Origin of the sequence: Streptomyces caniscabiei (assembly GCF_014930365.1) — a bacterium.
In the GTDB taxonomy this organism is placed as follows: domain Bacteria; phylum Actinomycetota; class Actinomycetes; order Streptomycetales; family Streptomycetaceae; genus Streptomyces; species Streptomyces caniscabiei.
Window position 1 is genome coordinate 138,465 of record NZ_JABXWI010000006.1, and the last position, 16,182, is coordinate 154,646.

Annotated in this window: 11 protein-coding genes; 6 read left to right on the forward strand and 5 right to left on the reverse strand. The window is 66.9% G+C overall.

What is annotated here, in order from left to right; genetic code table 11:
• Window positions 1-36: 36 nt before the first annotated feature.
• Together HW837_RS18110 and HW837_RS18115 are read left to right on the forward strand one after the other, a co-directional pair.
• Window positions 37-1,479, forward strand: coding sequence for a DNA phosphorothioation-associated putative methyltransferase (locus tag HW837_RS18110; protein WP_037729856.1), 1,443 nt, complete (start codon window positions 37-39; stop codon window positions 1,477-1,479).
• Between the two features lie 74 nt (window positions 1,480-1,553).
• The gene (locus tag HW837_RS18115) at window positions 1,554-2,390 is read left to right on the forward strand and encodes a hypothetical protein (RefSeq protein ID WP_013001090.1); all 837 of its coding nucleotides are present in this window, start codon (window positions 1,554-1,556) and stop codon (window positions 2,388-2,390) included.
• Between the two features lie 112 nt (window positions 2,391-2,502).
• On the opposite strand, the gene HW837_RS18120 is transcribed toward HW837_RS18115, so the two are convergent.
• From HW837_RS18120 to HW837_RS18140, 5 genes are all read right to left on the reverse strand, one after another.
• Window positions 2,503-3,303, reverse strand: a complete 801-nt coding sequence (locus tag HW837_RS18120) for an adenine nucleotide alpha hydrolase family protein (protein WP_037729926.1) — start codon at window positions 3,301-3,303, stop codon at window positions 2,503-2,505.
• A gap of 211 nt (window positions 3,304-3,514) precedes the next feature.
• The gene (locus tag HW837_RS48670; protein ID WP_225615456.1) at window positions 3,515-3,919 is read right to left on the reverse strand and encodes a hypothetical protein; all 405 of its coding nucleotides are present in this window, start codon (window positions 3,917-3,919) and stop codon (window positions 3,515-3,517) included.
• A gap of 411 nt (window positions 3,920-4,330) precedes the next feature.
• The gene (locus HW837_RS18130) at window positions 4,331-5,230 is read right to left on the reverse strand and encodes a phospholipase D family protein (protein WP_013001087.1); all 900 of its coding nucleotides are present in this window, start codon (window positions 5,228-5,230) and stop codon (window positions 4,331-4,333) included.
• 2 nt (window positions 5,231-5,232) lie between these two features.
• Window positions 5,233-7,113: an ATP-binding protein gene (locus HW837_RS18135; protein WP_037729854.1), complete on the reverse strand. Its 1,881-nt coding sequence runs from the start codon at window positions 7,111-7,113 to the stop codon at window positions 5,233-5,235.
• Window positions 7,098-8,726: a DEAD/DEAH box helicase gene (locus HW837_RS18140; protein ID WP_231885027.1), complete on the reverse strand. Its 1,629-nt coding sequence runs from the start codon at window positions 8,724-8,726 to the stop codon at window positions 7,098-7,100. Before HW837_RS18140 ends, HW837_RS18135 begins: the two co-directional genes overlap by 16 nt.
• 453 nt (window positions 8,727-9,179) lie before the next feature.
• On the opposite strand from HW837_RS18140, the gene HW837_RS18145 reads away from it, so the two are divergent.
• Genes HW837_RS18145 through HW837_RS18160 form a run of 4 tightly spaced genes read left to right on the forward strand, consistent with a single transcriptional unit; the run spans window position 9,180 to window position 15,925 of the window.
• Window positions 9,180-10,355, forward strand: coding sequence for a cysteine desulfurase family protein (locus tag HW837_RS18145; protein ID WP_013001084.1), 1,176 nt, complete (start codon window positions 9,180-9,182; stop codon window positions 10,353-10,355).
• Window positions 10,356-10,413: 58 nt separating this feature from the next.
• Window positions 10,414-11,520 (forward strand): DUF4007 family protein, encoded by a 1,107-nt coding sequence (locus HW837_RS18150; RefSeq protein WP_013001083.1) that lies wholly within the window; start codon window positions 10,414-10,416, stop codon window positions 11,518-11,520.
• Window positions 11,517-15,095, forward strand: coding sequence for a hypothetical protein (locus tag HW837_RS18155; protein WP_060878367.1), 3,579 nt, complete (start codon window positions 11,517-11,519; stop codon window positions 15,093-15,095). Before HW837_RS18150 ends, HW837_RS18155 begins: the two co-directional genes overlap by 4 nt.
• Window positions 15,092-15,925: a phosphoadenosine phosphosulfate reductase family protein gene (locus HW837_RS18160; RefSeq protein ID WP_013001081.1), complete on the forward strand. Its 834-nt coding sequence runs from the start codon at window positions 15,092-15,094 to the stop codon at window positions 15,923-15,925. Before HW837_RS18155 ends, HW837_RS18160 begins: the two co-directional genes overlap by 4 nt.
• The last annotated feature ends 257 nt before the right edge of the window (window positions 15,926-16,182 follow it).

Genomic DNA, 16,182 nt, shown 5'->3' on the forward strand with positions numbered 1-16,182 from the left:
CGCATACTGGCCTGTCCGTGGAATCAGGGGACACCGATGACACAGCAGCTTTGGAGCAGCCAGAGGCATCGGACCGCCATTGGCCGCGTCGGCCTCTCGCTACCGGCCCGTCGTGCAGTTGGCGACCTTCAGCTGGAACCAGACGTGGGTGTACTGGACTACGGGTGCGGACGTGGCGGCGATGTACGGGCTCTGCAGCACCTTGGCCTTGAGGCCGCAGGGTGGGACCCGGTGCATTTCCCGGATGGACGGCGTGAGCCTGCCGAGGTAGTCCTTCTCACCTATGTCCTGAACGTCATTGAGAACCCCGCTGAACGACGAGAGACGCTCCTCCGCGCCTGGAATCTCGCCAAATCCGTGCTCGTGGTGTCCGCCCGGTTGAGGTGGGAGCGCAACCAGATCAAAGGCACGGAGTATGGCGACGGCATCCTCACTCAGCGCCGTACCTTCCAACACCTCTACGCCGCCGGCGAGCTTCGCGACTACGTTGAGGAGGCCACAGGCGTCCGCTGCCTGTCGGCGGCGCCGGGCATCGTCTATGCCTTCAAGGACGATGCGGCCCGCCTGAGCTACCTCGCCCGCCAGGTTGCCCCGGACGGGGGGTGGCTGGCGTCCGAGGACACCGCCTCGGCGATCACTTCGGTGGTTGATCATCTCGAACAGCGGGGCCGGATGCCTCAGCTTGAGGAAATGCCGCAGCCCATCATCAGCCTCCTCGGCCACCTGCGCCCTGCTGAACTGAAGCGGCTTGCCGAGCAGGAAGCCGACCCCGTGAAGGTGGAACGGAGCGCCGAACGCGGAGCCCTTGACACGCTGCAGTTCCTCGCTTTGGAGCTGTTCCATGGCCGAGGCCCCGTGAGCAGTCTGCCCCTGCCCGTACAACTGGACATCCGCGCGTTCTTCCCCTCGTACACCGAGGCGTGCCAGCGAGCCGATCGCCTGCTGTTCAAGCTGCGTGACGACGCATACGTCCGCCGCGCGATGAACGGATCGATCGCCGGCAAATTCACCGCGACCGCCCTGTACGTGCACCGCCGCGCACTTCACCGGATCCCGGCCGTGCTGCGCCTGTACGAGCAGTGCGCGAGCATCGCTGCCGGCCGTCCCGGCGAGTGGTCCGTCGTCAAGCTCCGCCACCAGGGCCGTGGCGTCAGCTGGCTCGACTACCCCGAGTTCGACACGGACCCCCACCCGCGTCTCGCGGCGTCGTACGCCGTCGACCTGAAGACCCTCAAGTCCTCCTTCACCTCGTACGCGGACTCCACCAACCGTCCCCTGCTGCACCGCAAGCACGAGTTCCTTGCCGAGGACGATCCCGACGCACCCAAATACCGGAGGCTCACGGACGCCGAGGTTCGCGCCGGCCTCTACGAGAGCCCGCACCTGATCGGCACGGAAGAAGGCTGGGAACGCGAACTCGTACGCTGCGAGCGGGAGTTGCGAGGCCACCGGCTCGTACGCCGCACAGCCAGCACCTGAGCGTCACATAGGCTCTCGACACCGGAGCGATTGTCAGTGCCGTGTGCCACGCTCCACCCGTGACCACTACCCGGATGGAGGGCCCCTGCCTGCCCTCATACCGCACGCTGTCCACCCTCGCGCTGTCCGAGCCCGAGGACCACGTCCGTGAACTCACCGACTGGGTGGAGCACGCCTCCGCCGTCACCGCCCTCCCCGGGGCACAGAACAGCTGGGATACGGCCTACAAGTGGCTGCGCCTCGCGCAGGGCCTGCGCACGGTGACGTTCGACATGTCCTACGACGACGGCGGAATGTGCTCGGCCGGCCTCGACTTCGACGCCGTCTGGACCGAGATGATGGAGGAGTGGCAGCGACATCAGGTCCGTCTCGGCTACCTGCGCGTAGCACTTGAAGGATTCGTCCGGCTGCTGCACCCGGGTACTTCCGAGCCTGGACTGGCCGTCGAGGCCGCAGAACAGCGACTGCACCACCACGGCGACTCATGGCTGGTGCATGCACGCGCGGTCGCCGATCATCTGCGGATGCATGCGCCGGACGGGGTTCTGGGCGTCGGCACGCCGGTGGCGGCAGCGGTCACCCAGGCGATTGCCTTGCACGACATGGCAGTCCGGGGCCGTGCCGCCATCCTCGAGCCGGACAGCGACGCGGACGGGAAGGTCTTTCCCACCGGGCACGGCGAGGTCTGCGCGGTCAAGGAAGCCTCCACGGTGCTGCTGCTGGGAATCCAGCTGCTGATGGCGGCAGCGGTGCAGGAGGACCGCGTCGCCGTCTTCGACGACAAGTACCTTCTCGACGGCATGTGGATTCCCGACGCATCGGGCGGCAGCCGCTGGGTGGATGAAGAGATGCCCTACGGCGAGTACCTCTCCGTGCTCCACCTTCAGCCCGGCGAGCCGCCCGAGCTCTGATTCCGCCACGGGCAGTGGCCCGCAGCGATCACGACGGCAGCCCAGGGGAAAACGACGGGTGGGCCCGAAGCCATGGCTTCAGGCCCACCCGTCGTGGCCTGCTCGACACCTATCAGGTCATGCACCATCCGGAGTCGCATGCACCTTCATCCTCATCGGCGTCGCCTTCCCCCGGGCTCTCATCGGGGATGGCTTGAGTGAGCGGGATCCCGTACCTCGTGAGATAGACGGCATCCCGCCCGAGTGCAGCCCGCCGTTGGTTGATTGTCTCCTCCAGCCGGACCGACTGAGCGAACAACTCCGGCTCGTGCCGACGCTGGTGGCGCCAGGCGCCGACTGTGCGGAAGGGGCAGAAGAAGCAGGAGCTCTTAGGCGGTACCGGCAGGCCGGCCTCGGTGATGATGCGCTCGCAGTCGTCCCGGCGCAGCCCGAGATCGAGGAGGGGGTATTCGATGACCTCGTGAGCTTCCCGCCGCCGGCGGTTGGCGCGATGGATTTCGTCGACCGAGATGCCGATGCCGACCGCCGCTGGCTCCTCCGCGGTGGCGCCATGGTCCCGAAGCCACCGCCCGACCACCTTGATCTTGAAGTCGGCGGTGCAGTTGCGGCGGCCAGGAGCGCCGTTGGCCATGCGGACCGGGATGGGGATCGACCGAGTGTCCGGCCGGTTCAGCCGCTGCATGAGCGTTTCCGTGGCCCCGTCGCGGCGACGGCGCTTGAGTTCGTGGACGTCCAGTCCCGCACGGGCGGCGTACGGGATGGCGATCTCGCGGACGTAGTCGAGGGTCGCGGGGTGCTCGCTGTCGTCGCCGACGTTGGCGAACAAAAAGGTGCGGAAGTCGATCTCTCGCTGAACGGCCAGCACGAGCAGGGCGGTGCTCTGGACACCGCCTCCGTAGGAAACGACCTTCATCGGAGGACGGTTGGGCTCGCGGGGAGCGGCCTTGGGGATGGAGTCGGTGGGATCGGCGTGATGGTCTCCGGTGCGCTGCTGCAAGATCGACATATGAGAGACAGTATGGATCGACCATTCGAGAATCAAGTGTTTCTCTCCCAGCTGCTGGCGAACAGGGCATGAGCCGTCCGCGGGCGTCGGCAACCGCGTACCGGCCGGGAACGGCGGTCTAGCGCTGAGGCTTGATGACGACGGAGTAACCCTGGGCCAGCATCGATGCGAGGAACTCGACGGCGGCGGTCTGGTCGGCAGCGGAGAACGTCCGGGCGGCGGGGAGCGGCTCCTCGGGCGGTGGCGCGGCGGAGGCGCCGTGTCTGCGTCCTCGAGGTTTCTGGGGGACGCGCCGCCCCGTGCGGAGGTCTTCGACCTCGGTGGGGACGACGGTCCGCTGCCGCTGCTGTGCATCGGCCAGGACGGTTTCCAGCAGCCACAGCGGGGAACCGGAGAGCATCAGATCGGCCTCGGCGATCCGCCGACGGTTACGCCACCGGGAAACGGCTTGGGCGTCCCTACCGAGGACGCGGCCAACTTCCTGGATACCGAGGACGACAGGTAGGTCTTCCTTGGCCTGCACGTCGTAACCTTCAGGGATTCCGGCCCTATAGGCCGCCAGGCGTTGCTGATCAGCCTGGCGGTCGCCGCCGCTGATCTGAAGCACTGTCGCCAGCAACCAGTACGGATTGCCTGAAGCGACCAGGTCAGGCTCTGGGAGGGTGCCTTCTGTGCGCCACTTCTGTGACGTCTGGCGCTCAACCCCGAAGAGGGACGCGATCTCAGTGTGCCCGAGCAGGTAGGGGACCCGCGCTTGCGACATAAGCACCTTCCCCACACCAACGTTCCTGCCAGGTGACTGCCACGCGGGCATGGCCTCCTCGCCGGGCTGTCTGCAGAGATCCTAGGCGGGCCTGCGGGCAGCCCGGCGCATCCGGCCGGTGTCTGCCCCGGAGCCGGCCTCGATGCCGAGGCCGGTCGTGACTGCCGGGGGCTACTTCAGCTCCTGTCCGTGCCGGATTTCCCATGTCCCGACATCGGTATAGAAACGGCCGAAGTGGCGAAGCCATGCGGCGATGGTCTCGGTGGTCCTTCGTGCCTGCTCGTCGGTCAGGCCGGTCTCTTCCTGCAGCGCTTGCTGCAACTCCACATTGCTCAGACGGGCACCGGCCACGAGCGCCTGGAGGGCGGGGATCTCCCGCAGCCGGCTCTCGATCAAGTCCGAGAACTCCGCCTCGGACAAGCCGGCCGGAACGCCGAGGAGCGCGAGGTCGCGCACGATGGCTGCTTTGACGGAGCGTCCGAACTGGGCTCGCCCGCAGTAGTACGGGTAGAGGGCGTCAGGGCGTCGCGTGACGGGATACCAGCCCTGCTGGGCCTCCCGTGGCTGGTCAGAGGCGGTCGGACGATGCTCCTTCAGTAGCTCGGCTTGACTTCTGACCAGGGCGGCCATGTGGGGAGTCGCCTCGACCGCCCGGGCCTCGATCTCTGCCAGTACCCGGACGATTTCGGGATGGGCGGAGGGCGCCTCCACCAGGATCTCGATGTTGGCGTTGGCGGCGCGGCCCGTTGCCTTGCCCGTGAGGTTGGCGGACCCGATCAGGCAGCGCTCGCCGGTGAGGTACAGCTTGGCATGCAGGGTCGGGCACAGCGCGATACGCAGCCTTTTGTCTTCCTCGGCGAGCTCGATGATCTCGGGATCGGATACCCCGGCCGCCACTTCTTCGGGGACCCAGCGCGTGATGCACTCGATGTCGTCGACGGTGGCGGGGAGGGCGGACAGCGCGGACGCGAGAACCTCTCGTTTGATGAAGGGCGCCACGAGGGTTACCCGTCCATGGGCGTCCGCCATCAATTCTTCGATCTGACGCCAGATGTGGCCACGTTCGGACACGCTCAGTCGGCCTTCCCGTCCACGAAGTCGCGGGCGTACCGGCCCCACTCGCGCCGCGCGTCGGCGATGCGCTCGCGGTCGCGGTCGGGGTAAGTCTCGTCTTCCATCCGGGCCCAGGAGAAGAGCAGCAGCTTGAAGGTGTCGGCGGCACGGTCGAGCCGGTCGCGCAGCTCGTTGGCGTCGGCGTCCTCGGGGACGTCTTCGAGGACGGCCATGAGCTGGGCGTGCAGCGGATGCTTCTCGTTGAAGATCACCTGCAGCATGCCGGCCATGAGGTCGATGCTGAAGAAGGCGGGGGTGTCCTGGAAGCTGGAGATCCACCGCGCGCGCAGATCCTTCTCCAGGGACTCTTCGACCATGGACTGGGCGGTGTCCTCGTCCAGGTGGTGCCGCTGGGTGAGGGCCTCGACCTGTTCCTGCCGCTTGGCCTCGGGGGTCGTTCCTTCGTCGAGCTCGTCGGTCTTGCCGGTGTAGCCCTCCTCACTGCGGCGCTTGACGGCGTCCGTGACCTTGGAAGCGACGTCATCGTCATGCCGCTTTTTGCTCTTGCGGGTCCCGAGCGTCTGCTGCTTCAGCTGGCGCCGGATGGCTGGCAGCAGCTTCTCTTCCAGGTAGAGCACGAGGTCGATCAAGGGCAGACGCGGATCGCCGAGCTCGGCAAGGCGCTCCTTGAAGCCCTTGAAGGATTCGCCGGCCTCCGCGTGCGCCTTCCAGTCGAAGTGCGCAAGGGACGAGAAGACGGTGGCGCTCTGCTTATTGTTGGTCACGCCGAAGATGGGATCGAGGTCCGGCGGGAACTCCACCTCGATGCCCCACCACCGCTCCGTCGGGTCGTAGCCGATGGCCCATGAGGCGTCGAGGTCCAGTTCCCTGCCCTGACGCACGAGCGAGATTCCGACGTTGCGCCGGGCGTGCTTGCCCCACGGCAGGATGCCGGAGTCGGTTGTACGGCTGATGCTGTCTGGCCACGGGTGGCCTTCGACGTCGGCACGGCGGGCCTCCGGGCGGGCGATGGAGGCCCGGACCGTGATGTTGTGCCGCTTGCCCTCGTGGAGCACGGGGAAGTGCATCACACCAGGTTCAGACTCGCTTCCCATCGAGAACGGCATGAACATCGGCTTGTTGTGGAACGGCTCCGGCGTGGATGTCGGCGCCATCAGGTACAGAGGGTCGTTGGGCACGGCGTGGTACTCGCCGTCAACGACCTTGCCCTCGCGGACAGGGGCCATTCGGATGTCGACGCGTCCCTTGTCGAGGTAGTGCCGGTAGACCCGGCCGATCAGATCGGCGGTGTTCTTCAGGGTGGCCGCGGCTCCGTACCAGTTGACCTTGTCCAGGTTGGTCCAGACGACGAGCGTGCCGGTGTCCCCAAGGCCCTCGCTCAGGTCTCGCCAGTAGTCCGGCAGCGGGGAGTGTCCAGGCTCGGGGACGTCGTCGGTTTCTCCCTTCTCGATCTCTTCGAGGCTGAGGTAGGTCCACATGGCGTTGCCCGCACCGTTGGTCCAGGACCACACGTCGAGCCGGGTGCACTGGGACATGCTTGAGTTGGGCAGGCCCATGCCGAAACGGCCGATGCGGCCCGGGTCCGCCCCGTCCCCGTCCCCGTACTTCAGAGCGCGCCGAAGCTGCTGTGCTTCCATGCCATGGCCGTTATCGAGGACCGCGATGGTCTCCACACGGTGGCTGGTCCGGGAGCCAACCTGGACGGGGTTCTCGCAGGCGAAGACCTCCACGAGGGTGGCCTTGGCGTCGATGCTGTTGTCGATCAGTTCGGCGAGGGCGTATGCGGTGTTTTTATAGCCGCTGTCCCGCATGGCCTTGACGGTCAGCGCAGGACTGACGATCCGGTAGTTGCTGCCGTCGCTGGTCACGCTGTCTCCCATACGTCTTCCCAGTTGGTGAATGCTTCTGCCACGTCGCCGAACCCGGGAAGCTCCGGGTTTACGACGGTGACGATTTCGCAGGTGTCCGTGCCGCCGGCCTTCGGGCCGCGGATGACGCGGCCGACCATCTGGCTGTACAGCACCAGGGACTTGGTCGGGCGGGCGATCACTGCCGCGCTGGCGGCCGGTGCGTCGAAGCCAGTCGTCAGGACACCGAAGTTGCACAGCACCATGGGGCGACGGCCGGACCCCTTGAATCGCGAGATGACCTGGCTGCGGTGCCGGGGGGAGGACTCGCCCGTCACGAACTCGGCATCGAAGCCCGCAGCGGAAAGCACCGCTGCGATTAGCCGGCAGTGGTCCACGGAGGCGGCGAACACCAGGATGCGCCGGTGCTGTTGCTGGAGCAGCTCCGTGATCGTCTGGACGATCTTGAGGTTCCACTGCTCGTCGCGCGCGAGTTCGGCCATCATGGCGGCCGGGATATCGAAGGACCGTGCAAGGAGCTGCTGGTCCCGGGCGGACAGATGCATGCCGGCCTCGGAGGCAACCGTCCGCATCAGCGGCTTGGCCAGGTAGCCCTGGTCGATCAAGGCTGCGACCGGGTTCGTGTAGCCCTCGATCTCCAGCATGACCTTCTGCCGGGAGAAGTAGTCGGAGAGCTCCTCATCTTTGGAGATGTCGGCCCACGTGCGCCCCGGGGTGGCGGTCAGCCCCAGCAGACTCGCATCGTGACGGATCGTCAGTTCATCGACTACTCGCTGGAACGTGGGTGCGATGATCTGATGGGCCTCGTCGAAGACCGTCAGCGTGCTGCGTGCTGCAAGAGTGGCCAGGAACTGCGGATCCGACTTGGCCGCCGAGACGGCCTTCTCCAGGCCGAGCACGACCAGCCCGTCGGTCATGTCTGCAAGGTCTGCCGAGGCGTTGCCCCAGACCCGCAGGACGGGGACCGGTCGGTCGCCTACTTTCGTCCAGGCGCGCTCGAACTCGACGGCGGCCTGCTCCAGCAGTTCCTGACCGTGGGCCAGCCACACCACCACAGTGGGCTCATGCTGCCGCAGATGGTCGCAGATCAGGCTCATGCCCGTTCGGGTCTTGCCCACACCCGTGGGGAGGTGCAGCACCGTCCGCCGTGAGCCGTCGTACAACAGTTCCTTGACCCGTGCTGCAGCTTGACGCTGATGCGGGAACAAGCCGTACTCCGGCCCCGCCTCCTGCTTGAACGCCGGCGGGAGGGATGGCACCCGGTCGATCGTGAAGCCGAAGAACTCCAGGAGCTCGCGGCGCTCGTCGGCCGTCCATTTCAGGCTCTGCAGGTAGTCCAGCGGCTCCTGCTCGTCCCCCAGCGAGCCCAGGCGCTGAGTCAACTCCGCCTGCTTGGGCTTCGGAACCAGGGCAATCAGGGCCGTACGCTCAGCAGCGTCGGCGACCAGACGCTCGGCGTCGATGGCGATGGGGGCGACAGCCCGAAGGCGGTCGTCACCTGCCGTGCCTCCCTCGATCAGGTCGAGCAGAGCGCACAGCTGCTCGCCGAGATGCGCTCGGATGTACGCCATCGGCGCATCCGCGAGCAGTGCCTTGAAGGACATCCCTGGTGACCAGGTGGTCACTGCCCCACCTGCCCGGCGGCAGGCTCCAGCCCGCACGTGTCCGCAGCCGACGCGGCTGTTGTCATGAAGTTCCACCCCCAGTTGGAGCAAGCCAAGCACCGCCCCAACGTTGCTGTGACTTCAACGCTGCAGCGTGCGGACCACCCTAAAGGGGGCCACTGACAACAGGGGTGCCAATAGGCGAAAAGCCCAGCCAGGAGCGACATTTGACGGCTCCCTGCCCGGCGCGCTCGACCAAGATGTAGATCTCGCTGTGAGTCGTCCGCCTTCCACGCATCATGGAACACTCGTTCGATAAATGGCTTGCGACACCACACGTTCGAGTGATTCAAAGAGTGGATCTCGGCTCGCGGATAGGATCACGGCGAGCTACTGGTGGAACCCCGGATGCGAGGGACGGGTTCCCCCAGCAGTACATTGGTGTGCGACACGAGCGAGGCGGGGTGGCAGACAATGAACGGGCCGAATGGGTCAGGTACGTCCTATTTTGACTACAACGCCACCGCCCCGATCCGTCCCGAGGCCCTCGCGGCCGTCATCGAGGTCATGCAAGCGGTCGGCAATGCCTCAAGCCTGCACCCACCGGGACGACAGGCCGCTCACCGGGTCGACGTCGCCCGCCGTCAGCTAGCCGACCTCCTCGGCTGCTCACCCGGCGAGATCATCTTCACATCCGGAGCAACCGAAGCGAATAACCTGGCCCTCCGAGCCGCATTCAGTGCCGGAAATCCCTTGGTCACAAGCCCCGTTGAGCACCCGGCTGTCCTGGAAACAGCCCGCGCGGTCACCGCTGGGAGCCCGGAGGATCTTGTACTGCTCCCGGTCGGCGGCGACGGCCTGGTGGATCTCGGCGCCCTCGATCAGGTCTTTGCCACGCGTCGCGGGGGAGTGGTCTCCCTGATGGCGGCGAACAACGAGACCGGCGTCCTCACCGACCTCCGCGTCGCGGCCAAGGCGGCCCGTGAAGCCGGCGCACTCGTCCACACGGACGCCACACAGATCATCGGCCGTCTCCCCGTCGACGTTGCTGAACTCGACGTTGACCTTTTGTCGCTGTCGGCCCACAAGTTCGGCGGACCGCAAGGAGTCGGCGCCCTGTACGTACGCCGAGGATCCTCCCTGCCGCACCGCCCGCTCCTCGTGGGCGGCGGACAGGAGCGGGGCTGGCGCGCAGGCACGCTGAATGTGGCAGGGATCATGGGCATGGGCGCCGCGGCTGAGGCTGCGGCGCGCGGACTCGGCGAGGAGGCCGAGCGCGTTGAGGCACTGCGCGACCGCCTCGAACACCTCATGGCCGACGCCCTGCCCGAGTCCCGGATCAATGGTCGGCGTGATCAGCGCCTACCGGGCGTGACGAGCGTCACCTTCCCTGGGGTGCCGGCGGACGCAGTCCTGGCGGCGATGCCCGAGATCGCTGCCTCGGAGGGCAGCGCGTGCGCGTCCGGCGCCCCCACACCGAGCCACGTTCTCCTGGCCATGGGCCTGTCCCGGGCGGACGCAGACAGCACGATCCGCTTCTCGCTGGGCTACGCCACCACAGAGGCCGAGGTCGAGCACGCGGCGCGGGCCGTCAAACGCGCCGTGACGCAGGTTCGGGCCGCGCTGGCCGAACCCGACGGTCCCCGCTGACCGTTACCCCATTTAGCACCTCGTTAGAGCAATCGCATTGGACACAGAGAGGTCCCGGATGTCAGACAGCCGGCTTGGGGAAGCCGCCCTTTTTGCCTTCGCGCGACACGAGACGTTCGCGCCCCGCTTCGGCTGGCTGCACAAGGCGTACATGCAGGTCAAACAGGACCAGGGTGCGTTCCTCGCGGACGGTGCGCCGGTGGGGTTCGGAGTGGGCAAGAACATGGTCAACGCCATGCGCTACTGGTCGCGGGCGTTCAAATTGACCCGGGAGTGCAATCCGGCGAAGGGCACGCAGGCCAAGTTCTCCTACCCGACCTGGGAAGCACGCTGGCTTCTAGACGAGGACGGAGCGGACCCGTATCTGGAGGAGAACGGCAGCCTATGGCTGCTGCACTGGTGGCTGATCTCTTCCCGTCCCGGCGCCAAGAGCCACGCGCCGACCTGGTACACGGCCTTCCACCTCGCGCCGTTCTCCCGGTTCACGACCGCGGACATGACGCAGGTGGTCACCCGGCACGTGAACTTCTCCTACGACAAGAGCCCGGAAGAGGCGTCGATCGTCCGTGACGTTGACTGCCTTACCAAGATGTACGCGCGCAGCGTCCCGGAGAAGGCTGGCTCGCCGGGCAGCTACGAGGACCTGCTCGCCTGTCCCTTCCGCGACCTTGACCTGCTCACCTTCGTAGGTACCCGCGGCAAGCCCGAGTGGCAGTTCACCAGCGGGCACCGCACCTCGCTGCCGGCCCGGGTCCTGGCCTACGCCTGCCTCGACTACGCCGCCAAGTTCTCCCGCCAGGCCAACTCGATCTCCGTGGCCCGCCTGGCCAACGAGCCGGGCTCCCCAGGGCGCGCATTCCGCGTCCGGGAAAACGAGATCGTCACTGCACTGCAGAAGGTCGCCGCCGACCACCCGAACCTCAACCTGACCGAGGCCGTGGGGCAGCGCAGCCTCGCCTTCACGGCCGACCCCTTCGCTCTGGCGTGGGAAGTCCTCGACGAGCAATACGACTTCGTCACCCGACGCCCCAACTTCCCCACCCGTGAGAAGTGGGCCTCTATGTTCCCCCAGCTCGCCGAGGCCGAGCAGAAGGAACTCGACACGAAGGCCACGGACACGTCCGAGGCGACCGAGAAGCTCTTTGACGAGGAGACCGCCGCGTGACCACCGCAACCCCCACGCGGACCCCAGACAGTCCGGCGAGTGAGGCCCCGCAGTTCCCCGCTGGCATCCAACTCGTCGGCTCCCAGATGCGCTCGACCAACCTGGAGCGCGATGTCGAGGACGCCCTCCACGACCCGTATGTCGGCGCTCGTGCCGTCGATGTTCTGGAACGCATCGCGAGCGCGCTGGCCGACCAACGCCGGACACGGGCCTGGTCGTTCACCGGTCCCTACGGTTCCGGCAAGTCCACGCTGTCCAACTTCATCGATGCGCTGCTGGGGCGGGATGCCAAGCGGCGTGACGAGGCCGAGCGCATCCTCGATGAGGCCAGCCCTGCCCTTGCCCAGCGCGTTGCCGCAGCACGCGACGCCCTTGCGCCTGAGGGGTTTCTCGGCGGCGTGGCCACCGCACGCCGAGAGCCCGTCGTCGCGACCCTCTCCCGTGCTCTGCACACGGCGGCGGTGCGACGCTGGGGTAAGCGCGTCCCGAAGGCCATTGCCACCGCCCTGGAGGGGTGCGCCGACCCGGACCGCGCCGGCGCCAAGGAGATTCTCGGCGCCGTCACGGCTCTGACATCAGACGGGCAGCAGCCCCTGCTCCTCGTCATCGATGAGTTCGGCAAGACGCTCGAGCACCTCGCCGGGCACCATGAGTTTGCTGACGCCCAGCACGACCTGTTCCTGCTGCAGGAACTCGCCGAGCGAGCGGCCGGCCCCAACGGTCTGCCCGTCTACCTGATGACCTTGCAGCACTTGTCGTTCATGGACTACGCCTCACGGTCCAGCGAACTCAAGACCCGCGAATGGGCCAAGATCCAGGGCCGCTTCGAAGACATTACCTTCGTCCCTCACCAGGGCGACTCTCTGCACCTTCTGCGCCGCCGCCTCGACCGCTCGGCGGTCAACTCTGCCGGCCAGGCCCTGATCACCGCGTCCGCCGAGGCATCCGCGGACCTCTGGACGCAGCACGGTCTCGGCGTTCTCGCCGAGCTCGGCCCTGACCACTTCGCCGACCTCTACCCGCTGCACCCCATCACGGCCCTCGCCGCACCGATCCTCGCCGCCCAGATCGGCCAGCACGACCGCAGCCTGTCGGGCTTCCTCAACAGCGGGGAGCCCAATACCGTCCGCCACTCGCTGTCCCGGCACAGCAACCCGGACGCGGACAGTGCGAGCACGGTGCGGCTGCCGCAGCTGTGGGACTACTTCATCAACTCCGGGCGCACCGCCCTGCTCGCCTCCGCCAACGCCAGCAAGTGGATTGAAGTCGACTCGCGCATCCGGGACGCCAACGGACTCCCGGACACCGATCAGGACGTACTGAAGACCATCGGCGTCCTCAACCTGATTGACTCCGACGGGGCGCTTAGCGCCACCGCCCCGATGATCCACTTCGCCCTCCACGACCCTACCGACGTCGCAGACCCTGGCGCCTTCACTGCGCTCGAAGAGCGACTCGCCGACCTCGTGCGCCGGGGCTTCCTCGTCCACCGTGAGTTCAGTGGCGAATACCGAGTCTGGCAGGGCACCGACGTCGACATCGACGGCCGACTCAAGGACATCATCAGCCACTTCGACGACGCCGCGGTCATCGACCGGCTCGGCAGCCTCGTTCCCCAGGCATTCGTGGCAGGCCGCCACAGCCAGGTGACCGGCATGATGCGCGTGTTCTACACCGCAGTCAGCGGCCCCGAGACCAAGACTGTCGCCGCCCCCGACGAGCTCAAGGAGCCCGCCGACGGTCTCGTCGTCTTCCACCTCGGTACCGACGCCGACCGGCCCACCGTCCGCTCGCCCCTGCCCGTACTTGTCGGCACCACCCCTGACCCCGACGTCGTACTGACCACGGCCACCTACCTCGTCGCGCTGAAGGAACTCAGCACCCAGCAGGACATCGACCACGTCGCGCGCCGCGAGGTCATCGAGAGGCTCGTGCAGGCCGAGGCCGAGCTGCTCGAACTCATGCAGGACGCCTTCTACCCGCCGTCCTCCGAAGCGTCCTGGAGCCTGTGGCACACCGGCATCGCCCCCGGCGAGGAACCCGCCGCCTCCGGCCTAACCGCCCGCAGCCTGAGCGGCCTGGTCTCCCTCGCCTGCGAATCCGTGTATCCGCACACCCCGCATATCCGCAACGAGATGCTCGGCCGCCATGTCCTGACCAGCCAGGCTGCCCAGGCGCGCGGCATACTGCTGACGGCCATGCTCTCCGCCTCTGGCAAGGAGAACCTCGGCCTCGTCGGGTACAAAGCCGAACGCGCCATCTATAGCGGAGTTTTGGCCTATCTCGGCCTGCATCGCGAAAACGGGGTGGCCCAGGCCGAGAGTCAGCAAGAGAGCCTGCTCCCGTACGGCTTCTCCCCGCCCGGCGAGGGGCACGAGCACGCCCAGCCCGCCTGGAACGCCCTCAACGAGGCACTGTCCGGCGCCACCGAGCGGGTCAGCATGGAAGAGGTTATCCGTGTCCTCAAGAGTCCGCCGTACGGGCTCAAGGCCGGCGTGATCCCGGTCTTCCTGCTCCCGGCCCTGATCATCCGACGCCACGACGTCGCCTTGTTCGAGGAAGGCACCTACCTGCCCCGGCTGACCATCGATGCCGTCGAGCGCCTGGTCAAAAGCGCGGCCCGCTTCGAGGTGAAGTACACACCGGCAGGGGACGGCCTGCGCGGCAGCATCATCAAGAAGCTGATGGTCTCGCTCGGTGTGGAAGCACCGCGATCCAAGGCCCTGCGCAACCCTGACCTCCTCTCTGTCGCCAGCGCCCTGATCACGCGCGTTGCCGACCTGCACAAGTACGCCCGCAATACCAAGAACATTTCCGCCGACGCGAGCACCGTACGCACGACGATCGTCCGGGCACAGGACCCCGACGACCTCATCTTCCACGCGTTGCCGAAGGCCCTCGGCCTGCCCGAGATCCCGGCCCGCGCCCGCGCCAACGCGGAAGCTGCGAACACCTACGTCGAACGACTCACGGCGGCCGCCGATGAACTCGTCGCCATCGACAGCCAGTTGCGCGCAGAGGTCGTAGGCGTGCTCGCCAGGGAGTTCCGACTGCCGGCCGAACTGCCGAAGCTGCGCGCACAGCTCGCGTCCCGCCTGCGTGGCTTCGCCGGCGCAGTGCTGACCCCGGAACTGCGTGGCTTCGTCGACTTCGTCCTCAGCGATGGCCTGGAAGATGACGACTGGCTCGAGCCCATCGTCGTACGCCTGACCAACCTCGCGCTCGGCGACTGGGACGACCGCGAGGCCAAGGTCTTCCCGCAGAAGGCCCGCTCGATGGCAACCGCCCTCGACCGCGTCGGACATCTGCACCACGCCGGGAAGGAGGTCCGCGCGCGGGAAGAGAAACTCGACGCCCAGTTGTTGACCTTGACAGACAGCGACGGCGTGGAACAACGCACCCTCATCTACGTGCCGGAACAGGCTCGTAGCGAGGCCAACAGCCTCGCTGCCGACGTCTTGAAGCAGGCCGAGAAGGCCCTCGGACCGGACGGAGCGAGGATCCTGCTCGCGGCCCTCGCCCAGCGCGTCACCGATGCCGCGACAGCAGCGAGTGAAAGGAAGGCACAGGGATGACCGACGGAGCCGACGCTCAGAAGGTCCGGCACGTACTCGGTATCTCCGGAGGTAAAGACTCCTCAGCGCTCGCCGTCTACATGCGCAACCGCGTTCCGGAGATGGAGTACTTCTTCTGCGACACGGGCGCCGAACTACCCGAGACCTACGAGTACCTCAACCGCCTGGAGGCCGCCCTCGGCAAGTCCATCGTGCGGCTGAACGCCGACCGGGATTTCGACCACTGGATGGAGGTCTACCAGGGCACCCTGCCCAGCCCCCAGATGCGCTGGTGCACGAAGAACCTTAAGATCAAGCCCCTGGAGGACTGGGTCGGCGACGACAAGGTCATCTCTTACGTCGCCATCCGCGCCGACGAGAACCGCCTCGGCTACGTCAGCACCAAGCCGAACATCGACGCCGTCTTCCCCTTCCGCGAGGACGGCATCGACAAGGACGGCGTCATGCGCATCCTCGACGAGGCCGGCATCGGCCTGCCCGACTACTACGAGTGGCGTACCCGCTCCGGTTGCTACTTCTGCTTCTTCCAGCGCAAGCACGAATGGGTCGGCCTCAAGGAACGCCACCCCGACCTCTTCGACCGCGCGGTCGAGTACGAGGACAAGGTCCGCTACCGGCACACCGCCATGAAGGGCCGCAACTACACCTGGTCACAGGGCGAGTCGCTGCCGGAGCTGATAGAGCGCAAGGACGAGATCGAGGCCAAGCACGACGCGGCCCTTGAGCGCGCAGCCAAGCGCATCAAGCCCAACCGCCCCTTGCTGGAGGTTCTTTCCGACGCACTCGACTCGGACGACGACGAGGCCGGCTGCTCCGTCTGCCACCTCTGACGCGCAACCACACACAGCGGCCCCAGCAGCTCGAGCTGGGGCCGCTGTTGCTTTCCCGGGTGTCAAACATGCTTGTCCCACTTGCGGTTGTGACCTCGCCCAGACTGCGTCCCAGATCTCCCGCAGGAACGCAGCGCACGCGCTCACGACAAGTCGAGTCGCCCTGTGACGGAGTGACGCAACGTCACATGTGGGGCATGATGGGCGCATGGCGCTCCTGCTACCTCTGTCGGCCACTCATATGCCACCATGAGTGA